Source organism: Paenibacillus sp. FSL K6-1318, assembly GCF_037976905.1.
Taxonomy (GTDB): domain Bacteria; phylum Bacillota; class Bacilli; order Paenibacillales; family Paenibacillaceae; genus Paenibacillus; species Paenibacillus amylolyticus_A.
Window position 1 is genome coordinate 2,781,128 of record NZ_CP150270.1, and the last position, 20,083, is coordinate 2,801,210.

Annotated in this window: 11 protein-coding genes; all 11 read left to right on the forward strand. The window is 46.3% G+C overall.

Features of this window, described 5'->3' with window-relative positions:
• The first annotated feature begins 47 nt into the window (after nucleotides 1–47).
• The 11 genes from yidC (at nucleotide 48) to NYE45_RS12585 (ending at nucleotide 19,937) form a co-directional block, all read left to right on the forward strand.
• On the forward strand, nucleotides 48–935 hold the full coding sequence (gene yidC, locus NYE45_RS12535) for a membrane protein insertase YidC (RefSeq protein WP_340016864.1): 888 nt from the start codon (nucleotides 48–50) through the stop codon (nucleotides 933–935).
• Between the two features lie 292 nt (nucleotides 936–1,227).
• Nucleotides 1,228–3,195, forward strand: coding sequence for an AraC family transcriptional regulator (locus tag NYE45_RS12540; RefSeq protein ID WP_340016865.1), 1,968 nt, complete (start codon nucleotides 1,228–1,230; stop codon nucleotides 3,193–3,195).
• A 117-nt stretch (nucleotides 3,196–3,312) separates the two neighbouring features.
• A complete protein-coding gene (locus tag NYE45_RS12545) occupies nucleotides 3,313–4,338 on the forward strand; it encodes an iron ABC transporter permease (RefSeq protein ID WP_340016866.1) in 1,026 nt (341 codons plus the stop codon).
• Nucleotides 4,335–5,348, forward strand: a complete 1,014-nt coding sequence (locus tag NYE45_RS12550) for an iron ABC transporter permease (protein ID WP_340016867.1) — start codon at nucleotides 4,335–4,337, stop codon at nucleotides 5,346–5,348. The genes NYE45_RS12545 and NYE45_RS12550 overlap by 4 nt, the downstream gene beginning before the upstream one ends.
• An 804-nt stretch (nucleotides 5,349–6,152) precedes the next feature.
• Nucleotides 6,153–10,424 (forward strand): discoidin domain-containing protein, encoded by a 4,272-nt coding sequence (locus NYE45_RS12555; protein ID WP_340016868.1) that lies wholly within the window; start codon nucleotides 6,153–6,155, stop codon nucleotides 10,422–10,424.
• 19 nt (nucleotides 10,425–10,443) lie between these two features.
• Complete coding sequence (locus NYE45_RS12560) at nucleotides 10,444–12,108, forward strand: RICIN domain-containing protein (protein WP_340016869.1); 1,665 nt, start codon at nucleotides 10,444–10,446, stop codon at nucleotides 12,106–12,108.
• Nucleotides 12,109–12,414: 306 nt separating this feature from the next.
• Nucleotides 12,415–14,634 carry an AraC family transcriptional regulator gene (locus tag NYE45_RS12565; RefSeq protein WP_340016870.1) on the forward strand — a complete coding sequence of 740 codons (2,220 nt, stop codon included), beginning with the start codon at nucleotides 12,415–12,417 and terminating at the stop codon, nucleotides 14,632–14,634.
• Between the two features lie 230 nt (nucleotides 14,635–14,864).
• A complete protein-coding gene (locus NYE45_RS12570) occupies nucleotides 14,865–15,839 on the forward strand; it encodes an ABC transporter permease subunit (protein ID WP_076330882.1) in 975 nt (324 codons plus the stop codon).
• 29 nt (nucleotides 15,840–15,868) lie between these two features.
• Nucleotides 15,869–16,741 (forward strand): carbohydrate ABC transporter permease, encoded by an 873-nt coding sequence (locus tag NYE45_RS12575; protein WP_260870900.1) that lies wholly within the window; start codon nucleotides 15,869–15,871, stop codon nucleotides 16,739–16,741.
• A 78-nt stretch (nucleotides 16,742–16,819) separates the two neighbouring features.
• Entirely contained in the window at nucleotides 16,820–18,394 is a 1,575-nt protein-coding gene (locus NYE45_RS12580; RefSeq protein ID WP_340016871.1) for an extracellular solute-binding protein, read from the forward strand.
• A gap of 100 nt (nucleotides 18,395–18,494) precedes the next feature.
• On the forward strand, nucleotides 18,495–19,937 hold the full coding sequence (locus tag NYE45_RS12585; protein WP_340016872.1) for a glycosyl hydrolase family 28 protein: 1,443 nt from the start codon (nucleotides 18,495–18,497) through the stop codon (nucleotides 19,935–19,937).
• Nucleotides 19,938–20,083: the final 146 nt, after the last annotated feature.

Below are 20,083 nucleotides of genomic sequence, written 5' to 3' on the forward strand. Positions count from 1 at the left end.
CATTCCTCGTTGAAAGATTGGTCAACAAATCAACGAGGAGGATATATATGGAACATAAGACCAACAAGGGATTCACTTTTACATCGGGCAAGGGACGGATCTATGGCCTGATTGCCATTTTGTTTGCAGTCATGCTGCTTGCCGGATGCAGCAACAACGTGTCGGAGATTACTTCATCGACACCGGGATTTTTTAACCACTATATTGTATTTCCGCTGTCGTATCTGATTCAACACATTGCTACTATATTTAACGGAAGCTACGGGGTCGCAATTATCGTGATCACGCTGGTCATCCGTTTAGCACTGCTGCCGTTGATGATGCGTCAAGCCAAGTCCCAGCAGGGAACACGAGTCATCATGAACGCCATGAAACCCGAGATGGATGCGCTCAAGAAAAAATATGAAGGCAAAAATGATCCTGCTGATCGGCAAAAGCTGTCTCAGGAAACGATGGAGCTATACAAGAAGCATAAGTTCAATCCGCTGAATATTGGTTGCTTGCCAATGCTCATTCAGTTGCCTATCCTGTCAGGAATTTACACAGCCATCCGACTTACACCGGAGTTGTCCTCCCATTCGTTCCTTTGGTTCAAACTGGGAGCGCCGGACTACGTGCTCGCTGTGGTGGTTGCGGTCATTTATCTGATTCAAGCGAAGGTATCACAAGCCAATATGGCGCCTGAGCAGCGAAAACAGTTCGCCATTATGGGATATCTCTCCCCATTGATGATGGCATTCTTTTCTCTAACAGCCCCGGCAGCCATGCCGCTTTACTGGACAGTTGGGGGTTCATTCCTGGTACTACAGACATTATTGTTCCGCAAAATGTACCCGGTGGAACACCCACAGGAGCCTGTGGTTGTGGAAGTTAGTCAGAAAAAGAATAAAAAATCTAGTTCATCCAAATCTTCTCGGAAACCTGCAAAGTCTTAATCAAGTCGGTCGCAGGAGACTACTGAAACATGGGGACTACTGGAACTTGTTGAACACTAAAAAAACATAATGAAGAAGCCAGATCCATATGGATCTGGCTTCTTTTTGTGCTATCAGGTGTTCCTTTTTTTCAGTCTTTTACGAAAGCTGATGAGCAGTATAACGTCCGCTGCCTGTTCCCCAATATCACTTAATGATGATATACTTACCTGATAAAATATGATATTGATTATCAATATCAATTAATGAGTGATGTATACATTGGAAAAAGCGAAATGAGGAGTGCGGATAGATGCAAGAGGAAGAAGCAAGACAGGGATTTGCACCGGAGATGATTGAGATGATGGCGAGCATTTGGACACGTTCGATCATTACATTAATAGATGTGCGCTTTCAGAATATAGCGTCACAATACCCGTTGGAGCAATATAAAATGCCTAGTAGCATGTTTATATATACATATGGGGGAGAAGCGCAAATCCAACTGAATGAAACCACATTTGGGATAGAACGCTTCGCTTTAGTTCACGGCGGGAAGGGGAGCCTGCTCAGTATTACGCCTAAAGAGGAGATGGTAAAGACCTTTATGGTGTTTTATAGAGCAGAATCACCTCTCTTTTTCAAGAAACATCTGCAGCAATTACTGGAGCAAGTAAATCCATTTGTTCAACAGTTTGGTTATACACCAAGTAATCCCATCTTGGTACGCGATTGGTTCCAACGGATGATGAATGGCTGGAAAAATGGCAAGGCGATGGACCAGCTACAGGCGAAAAGTCTTCTATACCAATTGATTCATGAGGTGTACAGGGATTTTGAAGGTGGTGAGATTCGGTATCTCCAGCCAGATCCAGCCGGTTCTGCCAAGATATATCTCGATAAACATTACAGGGAGCCGATTATGTTTCAGCAAATTGCCGATATGTTTGGGATCAGTGGTGGACAATTAACGCGGTTGTTCAAAAAAAGGGAAGGGATGAACTTACAGGAGTATCTCATTCAGAGAAGGATTGAAGCTGCCTGTCATGACTTAAAACATACAGAAGCGACGGTTAAAGAAATCGCAACTGGAGCTGGTTTTGCAGATGAGAAAAACCTGTTCCGAATGTTTAAGAAGCATTATAAGATGACACCAAGTGATTATCGGAAAATAAACGCACTATCCATGCAGGTTGATGGTATTGATAATGATTCTCATCTCCCTTACGATGAGAGGGAACTAGCGAGTCTAGTCAAGTCTTATAGAGATGGGGAATCAACGATGTTTGGAACATTAAGAAGTAAAGAAATGATTTTGGCGGCGGCGATAAGCATGATGCTCTTATTGACAGCGTGTACGTCAGGGACGCCAGCGAATAATGGGGGAACGGCGAATACAACACCTGCTCAGACACAGCAGACGGCACAACAGGAGGGGACAGAGACAAAAGCTACAGAAGCAGTTTCGCAGACCAGAACGATATCCACAGTTAAGGGTGATGTTGAGGTACCTAACAACCCTCAGCGAGTTGTAGTCGATTATTTGGTTGGTGATGTGGTAGCCCTAGGTGTAACTCCACTAGGTGTGGCTAGAGCTGCACGGGGAGAGACAGAGCCTGTATATGCTAACCAGATTACAGACTCCGTAAAAGTAGCTATGGAGCCGGAAGATATCATGACGCTTGAGCCTGATCTGATCATTTTGGCATGGAGCGATGAGTCGTATGATGATTTATCCAAAATTGCCCCGACCATTTATGTTCCCTATGGTGATATGACTACAGAAGAGCGGATACAATTTATTAGCGATGTTTTGAACAAACAGGAAGAGGCTAAGGATGTTTTGAATGCTTATACCGGAAAAATTGAAGAAGCAAAGCTAGCTTTTCAGAATGCGGGCCTATCCGATGTAACGATTACAGTTGGAGAATTCAGTGATAAAAGTAACTACATAGCTGGAGCCAAGCATGCGGTTGGCGAGCTTGTTTACAATGAATTTCAATTGAAGGCACCTTTAAAAGTCCAAACGGATATTATCGATGCAGATAAATATTGGGGCGATGTCTCCATGGAAGTATTACCCGCTTACTCTGGGGATTATATGATCTTCTTAGGAGATGGAACCGTTGCTTCTGATAATGCAGTGTGGAATGCCATACCTGCTGTGCAACATAATCGGATCGTAAAGGTGGATTCTTCGCTATCTTGGTCTACGGACGTAATGACTTCCAGTGCATTGATTGATTATATTGTTAGTCAATTGCTGGCATTAGCTAAATAAGAGTTAGAACGAAATTTTAATTGAACACTCCAAATTTTCAAACATGACCAGTCGAATTTATGGACGTTAATATCCATATTCGTTTGGATTGTCAATAGGTGATGAAAGGGAAACGAGATGAAAAGCAAGCCTGAACAAAAACGCCGTGGGGCGATGAACTTCACCATGTACATGGTAGTAGGGCTTGGATTAACGGTTCTCATGTCGGCGGCATCAATCATGTTTGGTGCTGCTGATATGAGGTTAGCAACGGTATGGGAGGCTATTTTCCGATTTGATCCAATGCTCACTGAACATCAAATTATTCAAACCATGCGTCTTCCGCGTACCGTAGCTGATCTGATCGTTGGGTGCAGCCTTGCGGTATGTGGCGCTATCATGCAGGGGACAACGCGCAACCCGTTGGCCGACTCCGGGCTCATGGGGATTAGCTCTGGCGCAGCATTTGCAATTGCACTATGCCTGGCCTTTCTGCCGGGTTATTCGTATTGGCAGATGATGTTGTTCGCTTGTCTGGGAGCAGCGATCGCCACCGGTATGACTTACTTTACCGCGTCACTGGGCAATCGCGGAATGACGCCTCAGCGGCTTGTGCTGGCAGGTCTGTCCATTTCAATGTTGTTTGGCGCACTCAGTCAGTATTTGGCGATCAATTATAACCTGGGCCGAGCATTGACATTCTGGACAGCGGGTAGTACAGCGGGGGTTAAATGGGGGGAATTGCTGATTATCTCACCGCTCTTTGTTGGTGGTATACTGCTGGCGCTGGCGCTATCCCCTTCCATCACACTGCTCAGTTTGGGAGATGATGTGGCAAGTGGACTCGGTATTCGCAGCGGACTGGTCAAGATTTTATCGACAATTATTGTACTTGTGCTGACTGGATTGGCTGTTGTTGTGGTTGGCCCGGTTGGTTTTGTGGGTCTGATTACCCCGCATATTGTGCGATATATGGTAGGTGTCGACTATCGATACATTATTCCGGCAGCTGCGTTATATGGTGCGTTGCTGACCGTATCGGCCGATTTGGCTGGACGTTTGATCAATAAACCGTTCGAAACGCCGATTGCCATTATATTTTCTATCATTGGTGTGCCGTATTTTCTCTTCTTGGCTCGAAGACAAAGGAGGGAATACGAATGATCAAGCGGCGTTATACGGTGAAACGAGGTATTGTCATCAATGTAATGCTTATGGTGCTCATTCTTGTGTTTGCTGTTATTAGCATGAATTCGGGCAAGATGAATCTTTCACCGCTAGAAGTGCTGAACGTTCTCGTGGGAAACGGTACCGATAAGCAAAATCTGATTGTGTTTGATTTTCGTTTGCCACGAATTGTACTTTCGATCTTGGTAGGGCTGGGAATGGGAGCGGCGGGGGTCGTGATGCAGAGTTTGCTGCGCAATGACATGGCTAGTCCGGGAACACTGGGAATTAGTTCGGGATCGGGTTTGTTCGTCCTGTTCTTCGTTGTATTCATTGCATCCACAGGAAAGAGTTCCTTCATTGCCCTGCCTCTATTGGCTTTTGTTGGCGGACTATTGGCGGCTGGGTTGATCTTCTTATTATCGTATCGCCGCGGACGAGACATCTCGCCAATCGGTTTGATCTTGACGGGGGTTGCGCTAGGAAGCGGGTATGGGGCTCTGACGACTTTCTTGACACTCAAGCTGGATGATTCGCAGATGAACTTCATGCTGTATTGGCTGGCAGGGAGTTTATGGGGCGATGATTGGGGCTATATTTCCATACTGACACCATGGGTCTTGATCTTACTCGGCTATATTTTTTACAAGGCTCGCATACTGAATGCCCTCCATCTGGGCAATCAGACAGCACAGGGGCTTGGTGTTTCCGTGAAACGACAGTTTTTGGGGTTGTCAATCGCTGCTGTTGCTTTATCCTCTGGCAGTGTAGCCGTGGGGGGAAGCTTCTTTTTTGTTGGCTTGATCGCTCCGCATATGGCCAGAAAACTGGTCGGTCCCGATCACAAATTGCTCATTCCGGCTGCCAGCTTGGCCGGGGGACTAGTCGTGGTGTTGGCTGATACGATCACGCGCACGGTTAGCCTGGTAGGAGATGTGCCGACAGGAATCGTCATTACAGTCATTAGTGTTCCTTACTTTCTTTATTTACTAGCGAAAGCCAAATAGGAGGAAGATGACTGAATGATATGGTATGAATATTTTGTGGAAAACGGCTCGGTAGGACTGTGTGTTGCGTTTTAAAGCAGAATGCACGATATGAAGTTTAAAGATCGAAACTACACTGTATTACCGCTATGCTTATCAATAAATAACATATAAAAAAGGATGGGGGTGTCTTAAAAGCCCTTAATAAGCGTATCGGCAAAAAGAAATAACACTCATACGTTCAAAAAAAGATCAAGCAGAGGTTTATTCTGCTTGGTCCTTTTTGCATTTTTCCGTCTTGCGCCGAACGGAAAGGGTGTACCTTCCTCTCTGCGCAATCGTTCCCGCATCTCGTTTTTTGTCTCATATAGGTTAGACTGATCGCGATCTCCCGATTGCCTTTGGCTTTGGTGCTTGATGCTTTCAGATTGCTCAGCTTGGCCTGGTACTTGACGACAGCCTTTTCCAGACGAAGGTGTACTGATTCGCATTCGCTTCAAGCTTGGTTCCGTCTAGAAAGTAGTGTTCCAAGAATACGTGTTGCTCCTGAACAAGCAACCTCAGCACGTGGGTAAACACGGTTTCCAGCACTTCGTCGTTGAGGGCAGATATTCCTGTGCCGAAAGAGGGCACAAACATCTATGATAGCGAAGTCATGCATTTAAATAAGCATGCCATCTGGATCATTTGAAAGATATCTTAACAAATTGAATGATTTTGCAATGGACGAAGTTTGTGAAATCCTGCAATGATATAGAAAATAACGACACATCAATCAAACGAAGTGAATGTCACACAAGTCTACGACATGAAGGAGGAGTGTACATGGCATCTCGGCAAAAGCGCGGTTTGAAAAACCAGGCCAAGTGTGTTGTAATGTTGGTTTTAATTATTAGTTTGGTTGCAATGGCTTATCCTTATCCGGTATCAGGTGAGGCGTCTGTAAATGAGAATACGGCAGCAGAAAATCTGCCAACGATTTATGAGGAAATTGATGCAAACGGTTTCAAACATCCCGGAATCGGACTCACGAAGGACATTCTTGAGAATATGCGCACACAGGTGCTGGCAAAGCAAGAGCCTTGGTACAGTTATTTTAATCGAATGACAGAATCTCCAACCGCATCCAGAAACGTTACGTCCAGCAATCAGAGCAGTGCGGATCCGACAAAGCCTGGCAGCTTAGATTTTAACAGTCAATCCTTCAACTCCAAATTTATTGCGGATAGCTTAAAGGCCTACACACAAGCCATCATGTATTATGTAACCGGGGAGGAGGTGTACAGGGCTAACGCGATGGGCATCATTCGAATCTGGTCCCAGATGGACCCTGCCAAATACACCTATTTCATTGATTCGCACATTCACACTGGAATTCCATTGAATCGCATGGTGACAGCAGCAGAGATTCTAAGATATACGAGCAGCACAGCGCAAGACCTGGAGTGGACAGACCAGGACACAACCGATTTTAGCAGTAATCTCATTTATCCGGTCATTGATACTTTCCAGCATAATAACGGGTATTTTATGAACCAACATCTGTATCCGCTCCTTGGAGCGATGTCAGGATATATATTTACAGGAGACCGTGATCGTTACAATGAGGGTGTAGAGTGGTTTACCGTGAATGAAACCGCTGTGGATCAAGGGCAAAATGGTTCGATCAAGCAGTTGTTTCGATGGGTGGACACTAATATTGTGACAGGCGAAGCCGTGGTTCCACCAAGAGTGCAGCATGTAGAGATGGGCAGGGATCAGGCCCATGGCGCTGGGGATCTCACCAATGTGGAGATCTTGGCCCGCCTGTTGGAAGCACAGGAAACCAAAGTAGATCCAGTGGCAGGAACGGTGTCCACTGCGGACAATGCAGTTAATGCCTACGAATATCTGGATCAAAGGATATTGAAAGCGGCCGATTATTTTGCACAGTTCATGCTGGGCCATGATACGCCATGGACACCGGTGGCGGCTCATACGGATGCCGATGGCAATCCAACCATTATCTATAAAGAGCTGGCTGAAGGATACAGAGGACGTATTGGCGGCAACGTATATGGTCTCTACTATTATTACAAATATGCGGCAGGTCTAAATATGGAAGAGGAAGCTCCATACTATGCCGATATGTTTAAGAAGCGACTGCCTTTCTATTGGGAATCTCCGGATGGCGGCGCCGATTATTGGATGTTTATCCCTGAAGAAGCAGCAACTGAGGGAGCAACAACACTTCCAAAAGTATCGACGAATGCGGATTGGAATGAAATCGAACACCGAGCTACAAGTCTGGATTCACATTCCGAGATAAAACAAGAGGGTGAAACATCCTTTGTAGAGATTACAGCCACGGAAGAGGGGAGTCGAATCTCCATCGTCAGCACCAGCACTCCCGTCAAAATCATAGGGCTACGAATACGGACGAAAGGTACAGCCAAGCTTGTAATCAATGGGTGGGAGGATGCTCCTTTAATTTTGCCAGATACCCAGGGGCAGTGGAAATATGTATCCTATACCATGCACAACCTGCGAGGTCTAAGTGATTTGACGTATTTCAAAATTCAGGGAGCGGACACTGTGGTGGATATGGATCACATCCATCTAAAAGCTAGTGAACAGCTGACGCCACCTGTCTTTAACGAGAGCGGAAACTCTCTTGATTTGTATACGTATGTTGGGTCAAATGCAGCATTGCAGTACGATTTTACTGCCACGGATGCAGGCGCAGGCGCCAACGTTACCTACCAGATCGATCATAAGCCTGAGGGGGCTGTGTTTGACGAAAGTACGGGTGCTTTTTTGTGGAAGCCGGAGCAGGTCGGCACCTATTCCATAGTGGTAGGAGCGACGGATGGGACCACCATCACAGCCAAACAAGTCAAGATAATCGTGAGCGCTGACCGGTTGTCTGCCGTTGCCGCAGTGATTGCTGCCTATAACCCGGAAACCCGCTATGTATCGGGGAGTTTAACACACTACAACAGCATTTATGCTGATCTCATGGACGTAATAGCAACGGTTTCAGATGACGAGTTTTTGCAAAAGCTGGTGGAGTTGAGGAGTGCGGTAGTAGGTCTACAAGAATTAACACCGCAGCTTCAGGATGGAAGTATGGACTATTCCCATATGCTGACTGGAGCAACCTTCTTCAATGAAACGCTGAATTTATTGGATAATTACGCCGGAAGTTTTGCATTTTACGGTAACGCCGTCAATTTGACACACACCATGGATTTTGGACCGGATTATCAAGTCACTGCGGATGCTTTCTCCCTCCAGGTAAGGGCAAGCTTCCCCGAGCGGATCGGCGGTACTGCGATTTTTGGTTCTAATGATAATGAAACATGGACACGGCTAACGCCAGGGTTGACCGTCGTATCTGAAGATATGCAGACACTTGAAGTCAGCGAAGGTCACAGGAATACTGCCTTCCGGTTCTTCAAGATTCAGATGATTGAGCCATCCAGTACGATGCTGGAGTTGTCCGAATTCAGAATATTTGGAGAACGCCATGAAACGAATAACAAGATTCAATCGCTCACAATAAGCTCCCCCCAGAATGTACAGAACCGCGTTGATGCAGGCAATACGGTTGTGTTGACCTTTGAATCCAGTGAGCCGATTCATGATGTGCAGGCAGTGATTCAAGGTCAGGAGGCAACGGTGCATTCCACAGATCAGCTGAACTGGACGGCATCTGCGGTCATCGACAATCTTGCGCCTACAGGTCCTATTCGGTTTGCCATCGATTATAAGACGGCTAATGGACTGTCCGCAGGTCCTGCCATCTTCACGACGGATCGATCTTCGCTGTATTTGGTGAACCAATCCAAGCTCCTCGATGTATCCAGGCTGGCCACCGTAACTGCCTCAGATAAGCAATATGGTACAGGCGGACTCAGTAAGGAGCAGGTAGGTTATCTATTGTTCGATGGAAATACGGGGACTTTCGGAGATCTGGCAACTGGTGCCGGAGCCTACTATACGTTGGACTTTGGACCAGATGTATCCGTAACGCTGAGCGATATCATGCTAATGCCCAGAGCCTCCTATCCCGCAAGAATGAACGGAGTGGTCCTGCAAGGATCGAATGACAATAACAGCTGGACGAACTTGATTGCAGCCGTCACAGGAACAGCAGAAGGCAAGTGGACTTACATTGGCGGGGACAAAATAATCGATCATGATGCTTACCGATACCTGAGAATTTACAACAGCGCTGCATGGAACGGGAATGTGGCAGAAGTGGAATTGTACGGACAATATGATATTCGGAGCATCGATTCCAAGGTAGTCAGCCCCGATGGATATACGAAAGGAAGCTATTACCAATACATGCAAGAGGTTGAGCGGATTCGAGCACTCTTCAACAATCCTGTATCTGATCGGCCTGCTTTGCTGGAGGAGTTCTACCAGGCTCAAGAGCAGCTGGTTTCTCTTGCTTCCCTGCCTGCACAGAAGATTGCCGTGACGCCTTCCATGGTGGCGGCCTCCACGCCAGTCTATCAGAACAAGGGGACCAAAGAGCAGAATGGTTGGCGTGCCGTGGACAGTAATGTGCACACGTTTACGGATACGATGGAAGCTGTAGCATGGATTGATATTGATTTGGGAGAAAATCAGGCGGAGTCATTGTCAAGCTTCAAGTTTTATCCGAGAAATGGTAAGGCTTCAGAAATTACGCGTGTTAACGGAGCTATTCTACAGGGATCTAACGATGGCACGCATTACACCGATTTGTATACCATCAGCGGGATCAGCAGCGTCCAATGGCATACGGTTTCGATAACCAACGATACAGCTTTCCGTTATCTGAGGTACTATTCACCAGGCGGTTATGCCAACGTGGCGGAACTGGAATTGTACAGCAAGCCCACGGACCCGACGCTGCTAGTCATGTTGCTGGAACAAGCGGACACCTTACAGGAAGAAATCTATGATGAGGCTGGTTTTACCGCCATGTTGGCGGCCAAATCACTGGCCACGGAAATAGCGGAAGATCCTGACAGCACCCAAACACAGATTGATTCCGCAGCCAACGGGCTGCTTCAGGCCATACAGGCACTGGTTATCCAGACGGAAACGAACGAAGAAGGATGAAAGGAGGTGTTGTAGCAGGATGAAAAAAACGTTGATTGTTACCATGTTGTTCAGTCTGTGTATAGGGATGTTCGGGTTTGGTTTTGCCGCAAAAGCAGAAGCAGCAGCTGAATTCACGCACCCTGGTCTGCTGCATACACAAGCTGATTTTAACCGCATGCAACAGATGGTAAGCGCAGGTGCACAGCCTTATCTGGATGGATGGAATCAGTTGCTGAACAGCTCGCTTTCACAGTCTGGTTGGACTCCGCGTGCGACTGCTACGATTGTCCGAGGGGGGACAGGCGACAATGTTGCCTTGTTGTATAACGATATTGCCCGTGCATATCAGAATGCTTTACGATGGAAAATCAGTGGTAATACGGCTAACGGTGATACCGCCCGTGACATTCTGAATGCATGGTCATCGACGCTAACCACACTCACCGGTAATGCTGACCGTTATTTGGCTTCCGGGTTGTCCGGATACGAGATGGCTAACGCAGCCGAGATCATGCGGGATTATCCTGGATTCAATGTGACACAGATGCAAAATATGCTGTTGAATGTATTTTATAAGCCGCTTAATGAACGCTTTCTTATTGGCAATGAATTCGGCGGAGACCACAACGACGCCTATATCCAGAATTACTGGGCGAACTGGGATCTGAGCAACATGGCGGCTACGGTTGCGATTGGTATTTTCTGTGACCGCCGTGACATTTATGAGGTAGGAATTGAATATTTGAAGCACGGTAGCGGAAACGGCTCCATCTATAACGCAATTCCTTTCCTGCATCCGAACGGGCTTGCACAGTGGCAGGAATCCGGACGTGACCAGGCACACACGATATTAGGGATTGGATTGATGGCTGCGATCAATGAAATGGCATGGAATCAAGGGGATGATCTGTATGGATGGGCGAACAATCGCTTCCTGCGCGCTGCCGAATACGTTGCGAAGTATAACAATGGAGATGACAATGTCCCTTTTGCGACCTATGAATGGGGCTCTGGAACGAACGGCGCTGTTCAGACCCAGACAGTGATTTCGAGTGCGAGCCGTAATGAGTACCGTCCGGTTTGGGAGATGATCTATAACCACTATGCACAACGCAAGGGTCTATCCGTACCCAACATTGCTGCTCGTGCCAATCTGATGAGACCTGAGGCAGGCCCGAACACCGCATATGCTTCAACGTTTGACCAGCTTGGTTTTGGAACACTTCTATATACCCGTCCGGCAGGGACCGGTGGTTCAGCCACACTTCCCAATGGGAATATAGCTAATGGTACGTACCGATTCGTTGTGCGTCTGGATGGCAAAGCGATGGAAGCAGCGGGTACTTCAAGTGGTGCACAAGTTCGTAAATCCACCTACACGGGGGGAGCCCATCAAAAGTGGAACGTGACTCATCTTGGCGGTGGCCAATACAGTATCAAGAATGTACAGAGCGGACTCTCACTGGATGTAGCAAGCGGTGCATTGAGTCATGGAGCCAACCTTCAATTGTGGAGCAATAATGGCGGTGATCATCAGAGATTTGCCTTCATTCCTACAGGGCAAGGTTATTATCGAATCACTCCTGTGCATTCAAATAAACCCGCTGACGTGGTGAATGCATCTTCCGCAGAAGGAGCTCTGATTCAGCAATGGAGATATTTGTTAAGCAGTAACCAGCAGTGGAAACTTGAACCATCCTAATAAATCATTTTAACGAATCAGCTTGCCTTAAAAGAAAGCATGTGTTGAATGTAAATGTCCCGAAGCCCCTGAACAAGGAGGCTTTGGGGCATTTTTTTGCATTGTTTTGTACCAGATAAGTGCAGGTCCGCGACTGGGTTGAAAGAAATTAGAATGAAGTGAAAGATTTTATACTGGATTTTAGAGAATGATTTTGATAGCTTAAGCAATATGAATAACTATTGTTGTTCTTATTTATGATAGCGCATACATTATCGTGGGGACGGGATAGTTCACGATGAGCGAAGCTAAAGGGGATGGATGAAAATGCCTGAATACAGAAAAACCATCTTTATCAAATTTATATTGTCATATACCGTGCTGTCTGTGGTTCTGATCGGCATTATGGGTGGGTATTGGTATACCCAGGCTAATGAAATGATGGAGGATGAGATTGCCAAGGACAATAAAAACCGCCTGATTTCCGCCAAGGATTATATCGAGCAGACGATCTTAAAGAAATATGAAGACAACCTGCAAAATAAAGCACTCTCCATTCGGTTTATTCAGAATAACTTCAACTTGAATCTATTGTTAACGAAGAGCTGGGAGGGGAATTTGAGTCGAATTGCATCCTTTCGGCAGGAATTGGAATTCTACAGGATTGAAAATGAAGGGCTAACGAATGTTACCGTTTATTTTCCGGCCAATCATTATGTCGTGGATGCCAGTAACTTTCATATGAAGAGTGATACATCCGAAGATGCAGCTTTCATTCTGAAGCTGAACGAAGTGAAACCTAAAGAATGGCTGTTTCGGACATTGGCGGATGGAAGCAAGGTGATGACCTATGTGATTAAATTGCCATACGAGACACCTGGCGTGCCAACCATGGGTTATTTCTTTATGGATGTAGGAGTGGAATATCTGCAGACAGCGGCCTCTCGAATCTTGAGTTCCCCGGCAGACCAGCTGTATATTTTCGACTCTTCGGGTAAAGAGCTTCTTCACACGGGGGAGTATAATGAGGCGCTCGGTGGTTTATTGCAGAATACCATTCACAATCGCCAAAGTGGAGAACAGATTATAGAAGGAGCGGAAGGCAAAGCCGTTCTGTCTTATCTGGAGTCCGCGAACTCGCAGCAGGATTGGACATATGCGATGTATCGTCCGATGAACTCATTTGTCCTGTCCTCTGAACAGTTGAAAAACAGCCTTGTAATTAGTTGCGGCGTAGTTGTTCTATTTGGTTTGCTGCTATCGTTCTTTTTCTCCAAACAACTTTACATTCCGGTAAAAAGACTGATGATGCAGATCAAAGGTTTACATACATCAAGTGCTGTCACGTCCTTGGGCAATGAGTACGCTTTTATCGGTAACACTTTTCATCTAATGGAGGAAAAGATCGTAAACCTCGAAACCCAAGCGAGAAAAAATGATTTGAAAAACCTCTTGCTTGGCGTAAGCCTGGAGATCGAAGCGGAACAGTTCATTCAACCGGGATATCACTATTGCACCGTCTATCTCCGGATTCCAGAGGAGGGGGGCAGTACAGGTCTGAAGATTCATTATGAAAAGATGAATCGGTCTTTACACAGTATTTTCGTTCCACTGAATGAGAATGAGGCGGCTATCATTTATTATATTTCTCCTGATGAACAGAACGCAGAAAATCGTATAATGGCCGATGTGCAGGCGGCTCAACATTCTGCTGAGCATGATTCCCGGTTTGGTGCGGCAATTGGGAGTAGGGTAGACCACCCAGAAGCGCTCGCTGATTCTTATCAAATGGCCAAGCAGGCAAGCAGATATCATTTTTTATATGGAAAAGATTCAATTGTTGCGTATTCCAGAGTTCTGGAGATGAGTACAGCGCCTTATCTGTTTCCATACGATCATTTCAAAAATGCACTACAGGCAGGAGATCAGGAAGCGGTCGCTGATTTTATTAATCATTTTCTGGAGGTTCTACAGAATGGTCATATGCAGATCGAGACTGCGGAGCTCGCTGTGCTGCAATTAATTATGCAATTGTATCAATCGGTGCTTGAGTTGAAGTTACAGCACTTCCTGCCGCATTCCAATATTTTTGACGAATTGAAAAAGGATACGCTGATCGAGACGGTCGAAGGAATTCGCAGGCTGTGCATGCAGATTACCGAACATTTGAAGTATGCCGGTAACCATGCACATACGGATGTGATTCGTACGTTGAAGGTGTATATCGCAGATCATCTGCATGAAGAGTTATCCCTGCAAATCCTCTCAAAAGAGGTTTCACTCGCCCCTGCTTATATTTCTACACTTTTCAGCGAAGGGACGAAAGAATCTTTTACGGAATATGTAACCCGGCTGCGGCTGGAAAAAGCTGCGGATCTGTTGCGTGATCAACCACGTCTCGCTGTGTCAGTTATTGCAACGCAAGTCGGTTACCGGAATCCTCAGTATTTTCACAGCAAATTCAAATCACGCTACGGCGTAACGCCTGTGCAATATCGGAATTCACAGCTGGCCGCGCTGGATTCTCTATCTCTGGATAAGGAATAGCAGAAGCAAGTATGAAGCTAGAAGGTAAGGTGCATATGACTGTTGTTTGGAGCATCTAACGAATGTTACCCAAGCAGCGGTCATTTTTTATGAATTCGTAAGATTTTATAAGAAACCGTGAAAGAATTTATATAGAATCGAATGAACTTGCAATAGAAAAAGCGCTTACATAATTCTAAGATTGAAGTGTGGCTTGAGGAATTTTGGATGGTTGGAAAGGAGCAGTTATCATGAACCCGGTGCACAATCCGGAAGTGGACGGCAAAAAGAATATATTCAATGAACAGCCGTCAAAATGGGCAGCAACCTGGAGGGAATACAAGAAGTGCAGATATCTGTTTCTGCTGCTTGCTCCGGTAATGATTTGGTACGCGGTGTTTGCATACGGCCCAATGTACGGTATTCAACTGGCCTTCAAAGATTTCAGGATCATGGATGGAATCTGGGGCAGTCCGTGGGTGGGCTTCAAGCATTTCGAGTTTTTGTTCTTTCAATCTCCTGACTTCTTAATGATTCTTAAGAATACGATCATCATCAGTTTTTTGCATATTCTGTTTGGATTCCCGGCGCCAATTATACTCGCGCTACTGATCAATGAGATCCGGTCAGGTGCCTTCAAAAGGGTAGCACAGTCGCTGACCTACCTGCCGCATTTTTTCTCCTGGGTCATTCTCTCGGGGATATTGATCACGCTGTTGTCTCCATCGTCTGGTGTGGTCAATTATTTGCTCCAGCTTGTGGGATTGGAGTCGGTTTATTTTCTGGGAGATCCGAATCATTTCCGGTCGACACTGGTCATTTCGGCGATCTGGAAAGAAGTGGGCTGGGGCACGATTATCTATTTGGCCGCACTTGCGGGTGTACAGCCCGAGATGTATGAGGCTGCCGTGATGGACGGAGCGAGTCGCTGGAGGCAGACCCTCAGTATTACGCTTCCGACAATTATGCCGGTCATCGTACTGATGTTTATTCTGCGCATTGGCAATGTACTGGATGCCGGCTTTGATCAGATTTTGAACCTGTACTCACCTGCGACTTATAGTGTGGCGGATATTCTGGACACCTATGTTTATAGGGTAGGCTTGCAGAATTTTCAGTTCAGCCTGACGACAGCGGTCGGTCTGTTCAAAAATGTGATTGCTTTTGCGCTGGTACTGGCAACGAACTATATGGCAAAAAGGTTTGGACAGCAGGGGCTCTTTTAAACAGAATAAGCAGATTGGAGGACAAGGCAGTGAAGCATAGCAGGGGCAGTAACCTTTTTCAGGCTTGTTTGATTACGTTCATGATTATTTTGTGTATTGTCATGCTGTATCCGTTTGTCCATATGCTTTCGATCTCGTTCAGTACGCCGGCAGAAGCATTGAGATTGGGTATCCATCTGTATCCTCAGCAGGTATCATTTTTTGCCTGGGAGAAGGTACTGGGTAATCAGGATATCTGGATGGGGTTTGGCAACACCGTTTTTCGTACCGTGGTGGGGACCGTTTGCTCGATCCTGTTCATGTCGTTTGGAGCATATCCGCTATCCCGTAAATACTTGCCGCATCGCAATGTGTATACGATGTTAATTGTGTTCACGATGTTCTTTAGCGGGGGCATGATTCCTTCCTATTTTCTGATCAAATCGCTTGGTCTGCTGGATTCGCGGCTGGTGTACATTATTCCGGGACTGATCAGTACGTTCTCCATGCTGATTCTGCGTAATTTTTTTCAGAACATACCTGATGAGCTGGAGGATTCAGCCAAAATCGACGGGGCAAACGATCTGCGTATTCTGTTTCAGCTGGTTCTCCCGTTATCGATGCCTGTTATCGCCACATTGTCGCTATGGTCTGCGGTAGGACACTGGAATGCCTGGTTTGACGCGGTGTTATATATTCAGGACCCTTCCAAGCAAGTGCTTCAGACGTTCCTGAGACGAGTGGTCATCACGGGAGAGAATCTATCCATGTTCGCGGCAGACGTTAAGGGCTCAGAATTGGGTTACCAGGAACCGATCAAAGCCGCTACACTGATGTTCACGGCACTGCCCATTATTATTGTGTATCCATTTCTGCAAAAGTACTTCGTAAAAGGAACGATGGTAGGCTCGCTCAAAGGGTAACACGGGTTCATTCAGGCTGCCTCAGGGTGTCTTGATTCACATATGCGAATCGTTAGATCAAAAAGGAGGAATTCAGAGATGAGACAAAAGAAATTCATTACCGGTATGCTGGGATTAGTGGTATCGGCTTCATTACTCGTAAGCGGTTGCAACGGTGGTGCGACTACTGAAAACAGTACAGGTGAAACTTCAGATGGGAGTAATGAAAAGCCAATTGAGATTTCAATCGCAAACAACTGGAATATCCCCAAAGCCGATAACAATTACGTGCAGAAGTTTCTGGAAGAGAAATTTAATGTGAAGTTCAAGAATATTTCCTTCGAGACGGCAACCTGGAAAGAACAATTCAACGTCATGTTGGCTTCCGGCCAGATCCCGGACATTATTTCCGTAGACGGCACCGTAGGCGATGTGGTGCAATGGGCGGATCAAGGCATCCTTGCGAGTGTATCCCAGGAAGAGATCAAGCAATATATGCCTAAATACACGGCGGACGTGGAGAGCGTTGATCCAAATGCCTGGGACCCGGGTACATACAACGGCAAGAACTGGGGTGTTCCCAAGGTATGGGGGGAAGGTGCAACGGGTTTTATACCCGCATATAACGGACAATGGCTGAAAGCTATTGGTTACAATGAACCGCCAAAGGATCTTGCCGAGCTTGAGGATGTGCTGACCAAATTCATGAATAATGACCCGGACGGCAACGGTAAAAAGGATACGTACGGCTTGACCGGACGAGGCAAGGATGCCCAGGCACAACTGTTCAATACGGTGTTCGCAGCTTACGGAGTAGCGCCGTACCAGTTCAAACTGGACGCGAATGGCAAAGTAACGTATGGCGCAATTACAGAGGAAGCGCGCAATGCGCTGAAGCTGTTAAATGAATGGTATAAGGCGGGCATTATTGATCCTGAATTCATCACGGATGGCAACAGTGAGATTCAAACCAAATTTGTCAGTCTGCGTACCGGAATCATTGAAACCGGAATGTGGCACCACCTGTATGATGATGGATACTTTGGCCTGATCTCCAAGGATAAAGGCATTGAACTTGTTCCTGGTGTTCCATTCTCTGGGCCGGACGGCAAAAAGTATGCGATGGCCAACGGAGCTTTGCAGCCTCCTTTGTTGTTTGGAGCACAGCTTGAGAAGGATGACGCCAAACGTATTAAAATTTTGCAAATTCTGGAGTATGTCACGACGGATACGGAAGGCTACTTGACGACAGTGTTTGGGGAAAAAGGAAACTCCTATAACCTCGAAGATGAATTGGCGGTCGTTACGGAAGCGGCAGCAGGTACGGAGTTAATGAGTGAATTGGGTGCAGGCTTCTATAATCCATTCGGTGCCAAAGTCAGCTCCATGATGAAGCATCACTACTCACCTGAAAAGCTGGCTTTCAAAGAAAAGTTGACGAATGTGGAAGGTGTAACCGTCCTGAGTGATCTGATGCAGTCGACGGTGATGAAGACCAAAGCCCAATATGAGGCCATTTTGAACACACTACAGGCTCAATATTATATTAAAGCAATTTCTGGTGAAGCGAATACCGATAAAGATTTTGATGATTTCCGGTCACAGTGGCTGAACTCCGGGGGGCAGTCGGAACTGGATGAGGCCCAACAGATTTACGAGGAACGCAGTAAATAAAAATGACTTTCAGGGATGATGGCAAGATCGTTAGTAGATGATCCTGGGAACGGTGCTCATCTGCTAACCGTCTCATCTCTAGGTATGGAGGAGAACGGATATGCAGACTGTAAATACGCATCTGGTGGTTTATCCAGCCCCGATTGGTGCTGTAGTCAACACGGACTTCACCGTGAATGTCCGCAAGCCAGGTGGGGAGTGGCAACCTTTGTTCAGCTACAATGTGAAGGTCGATATGCATGATGTCCGCAATGCATCGATGGTCACGTTCGATTGTAATGGGCCGGTGGAACTGGAGATTGTGAAAAATGAAGGGGGTGTTCAGGCTGCGATCATCCGCCCAATCTCAACAGGATTAAGCTATGAGTTGGAAGCAAACCGTATGTTGCTTCATCTGGAAGGTCCGCGGCAACTATCCTTGGAAGTGGACGGAGATCGATTCCACAATCTGCACATCTTTGCTAATCCGCTGGAGCAGGATGTCCCACTGGTTTCGGATGATGGTGTCCTGCCGCTTGAACCGGGAATGCATAACACGGTAGATATTCTGGGGAATTTGGCAGATGTGAGTTCAGTAGTGAAACCCAAAGTGTTATATTTTCAACCAGGTATCCATCATTTCGATACATCCCGTTTAGAAGTACCTTCGAATACAATGATCTATATCGCCGGTGGCACAGTCATCTATGGAGGGTTTATTTGTAGCCATGTGGAGGATGTGGTCATTCGTGGCAGAGGCATTCTGTACCTTTCCGATTTTGAGAAAACGACCTTTTATCGTGGGGTAGAAATCAGTTATGCCCGAAATATATCGATTGAAGGTATCACAGTCATTGATCCACCCCATTATACGGTCCTGATTGGTCAATCGGAGTCTATAGATATTTGCAATATAAAAACTTTTAGTACACGTGGCTGGTCGGATGGCATTGACATGATGGCCTGTTCAGATGTGAACATCGACAGTGTATTTCTGCGTACTTCTGATGACTGTATTGCGATCTATGCTTCAAGGGATGAATTTCGAGGCGATACCCGGAGGGTTCGTGTTACCCGTTCGATCTTGTGGGCAGATGTAGCGCACCCAGCCAACATAGGCACACATGGCAACTATGAAGGAGATGGAGATGTGATTGAAGATATTGTATTCAGCGATATTGATATCCTCGAGCATCACGAACCACAGCCGGATTACTGGGGATGTCTTGCGATCAATGCCGGAGACAACAACACGGTACAGAACGTAGTGTATGAGAATATCCGCATCGAACCTTTCGAATTGGGTGAACTGTTCAATGTGAGAGTGCTGCAAAATGCAAAATACAATCCTGCTCCGGGGAAACAGATCCGGGATATTCTTTTCAAAAATATTACGTATAACGGAAGTTGTCTGAACCCATCCCATATCGAAGGCTACGATGAAGCGCGGAAGGTAGAGAACGTGAGATTTGAGAATGTAACTGTTAATGGGGAACATTTCTCTATGGAGAGAGATGTTATTCTCGGACCTCATACCAATGAAGTGGCAGTGAAACCAACGTAAGTGTGATTTTGAACTGTACAATGGACCGTTAACACGCTTATCCGCTCACGGGGAAAATAAGCAAGCGACCCCAAAGGACAAGATTATCGTCCCTTAAGAAGTCGCCTGAATGGTGGCTTTTTTGCTTTGGTAACCCAAGTGAATTG

Excerpts from the sequence above, each read along its gene's own strand:
- yidC (WP_340016864.1), top strand. The coding sequence starts at position 48 with ATGGAACATAAGACCAACAAGGGATTCACTTTTACATCGGGCAAGGGA.
- NYE45_RS12540 (WP_340016865.1), top strand. The coding sequence starts at position 1,228 with ATGCAAGAGGAAGAAGCAAGACAGGGATTTGCACCGGAGATGATTGAG.
- NYE45_RS12545 (WP_340016866.1), top strand. The coding sequence starts at position 3,313 with ATGAAAAGCAAGCCTGAACAAAAACGCCGTGGGGCGATGAACTTCACC.
- NYE45_RS12550 (WP_340016867.1), top strand. The coding sequence starts at position 4,335 with ATGATCAAGCGGCGTTATACGGTGAAACGAGGTATTGTCATCAATGTA.
- NYE45_RS12555 (WP_340016868.1), top strand. The coding sequence starts at position 6,153 with ATGGCATCTCGGCAAAAGCGCGGTTTGAAAAACCAGGCCAAGTGTGTT.
- NYE45_RS12560 (WP_340016869.1), top strand. The coding sequence starts at position 10,444 with ATGAAAAAAACGTTGATTGTTACCATGTTGTTCAGTCTGTGTATAGGG.
- NYE45_RS12565 (WP_340016870.1), top strand. The coding sequence starts at position 12,415 with ATGCCTGAATACAGAAAAACCATCTTTATCAAATTTATATTGTCATAT.
- NYE45_RS12570 (WP_076330882.1), top strand. The coding sequence starts at position 14,865 with ATGAACCCGGTGCACAATCCGGAAGTGGACGGCAAAAAGAATATATTC.
- NYE45_RS12580 (WP_340016871.1), top strand. The coding sequence starts at position 16,820 with ATGAGACAAAAGAAATTCATTACCGGTATGCTGGGATTAGTGGTATCG.
- NYE45_RS12585 (WP_340016872.1), top strand. The coding sequence starts at position 18,495 with ATGCAGACTGTAAATACGCATCTGGTGGTTTATCCAGCCCCGATTGGT.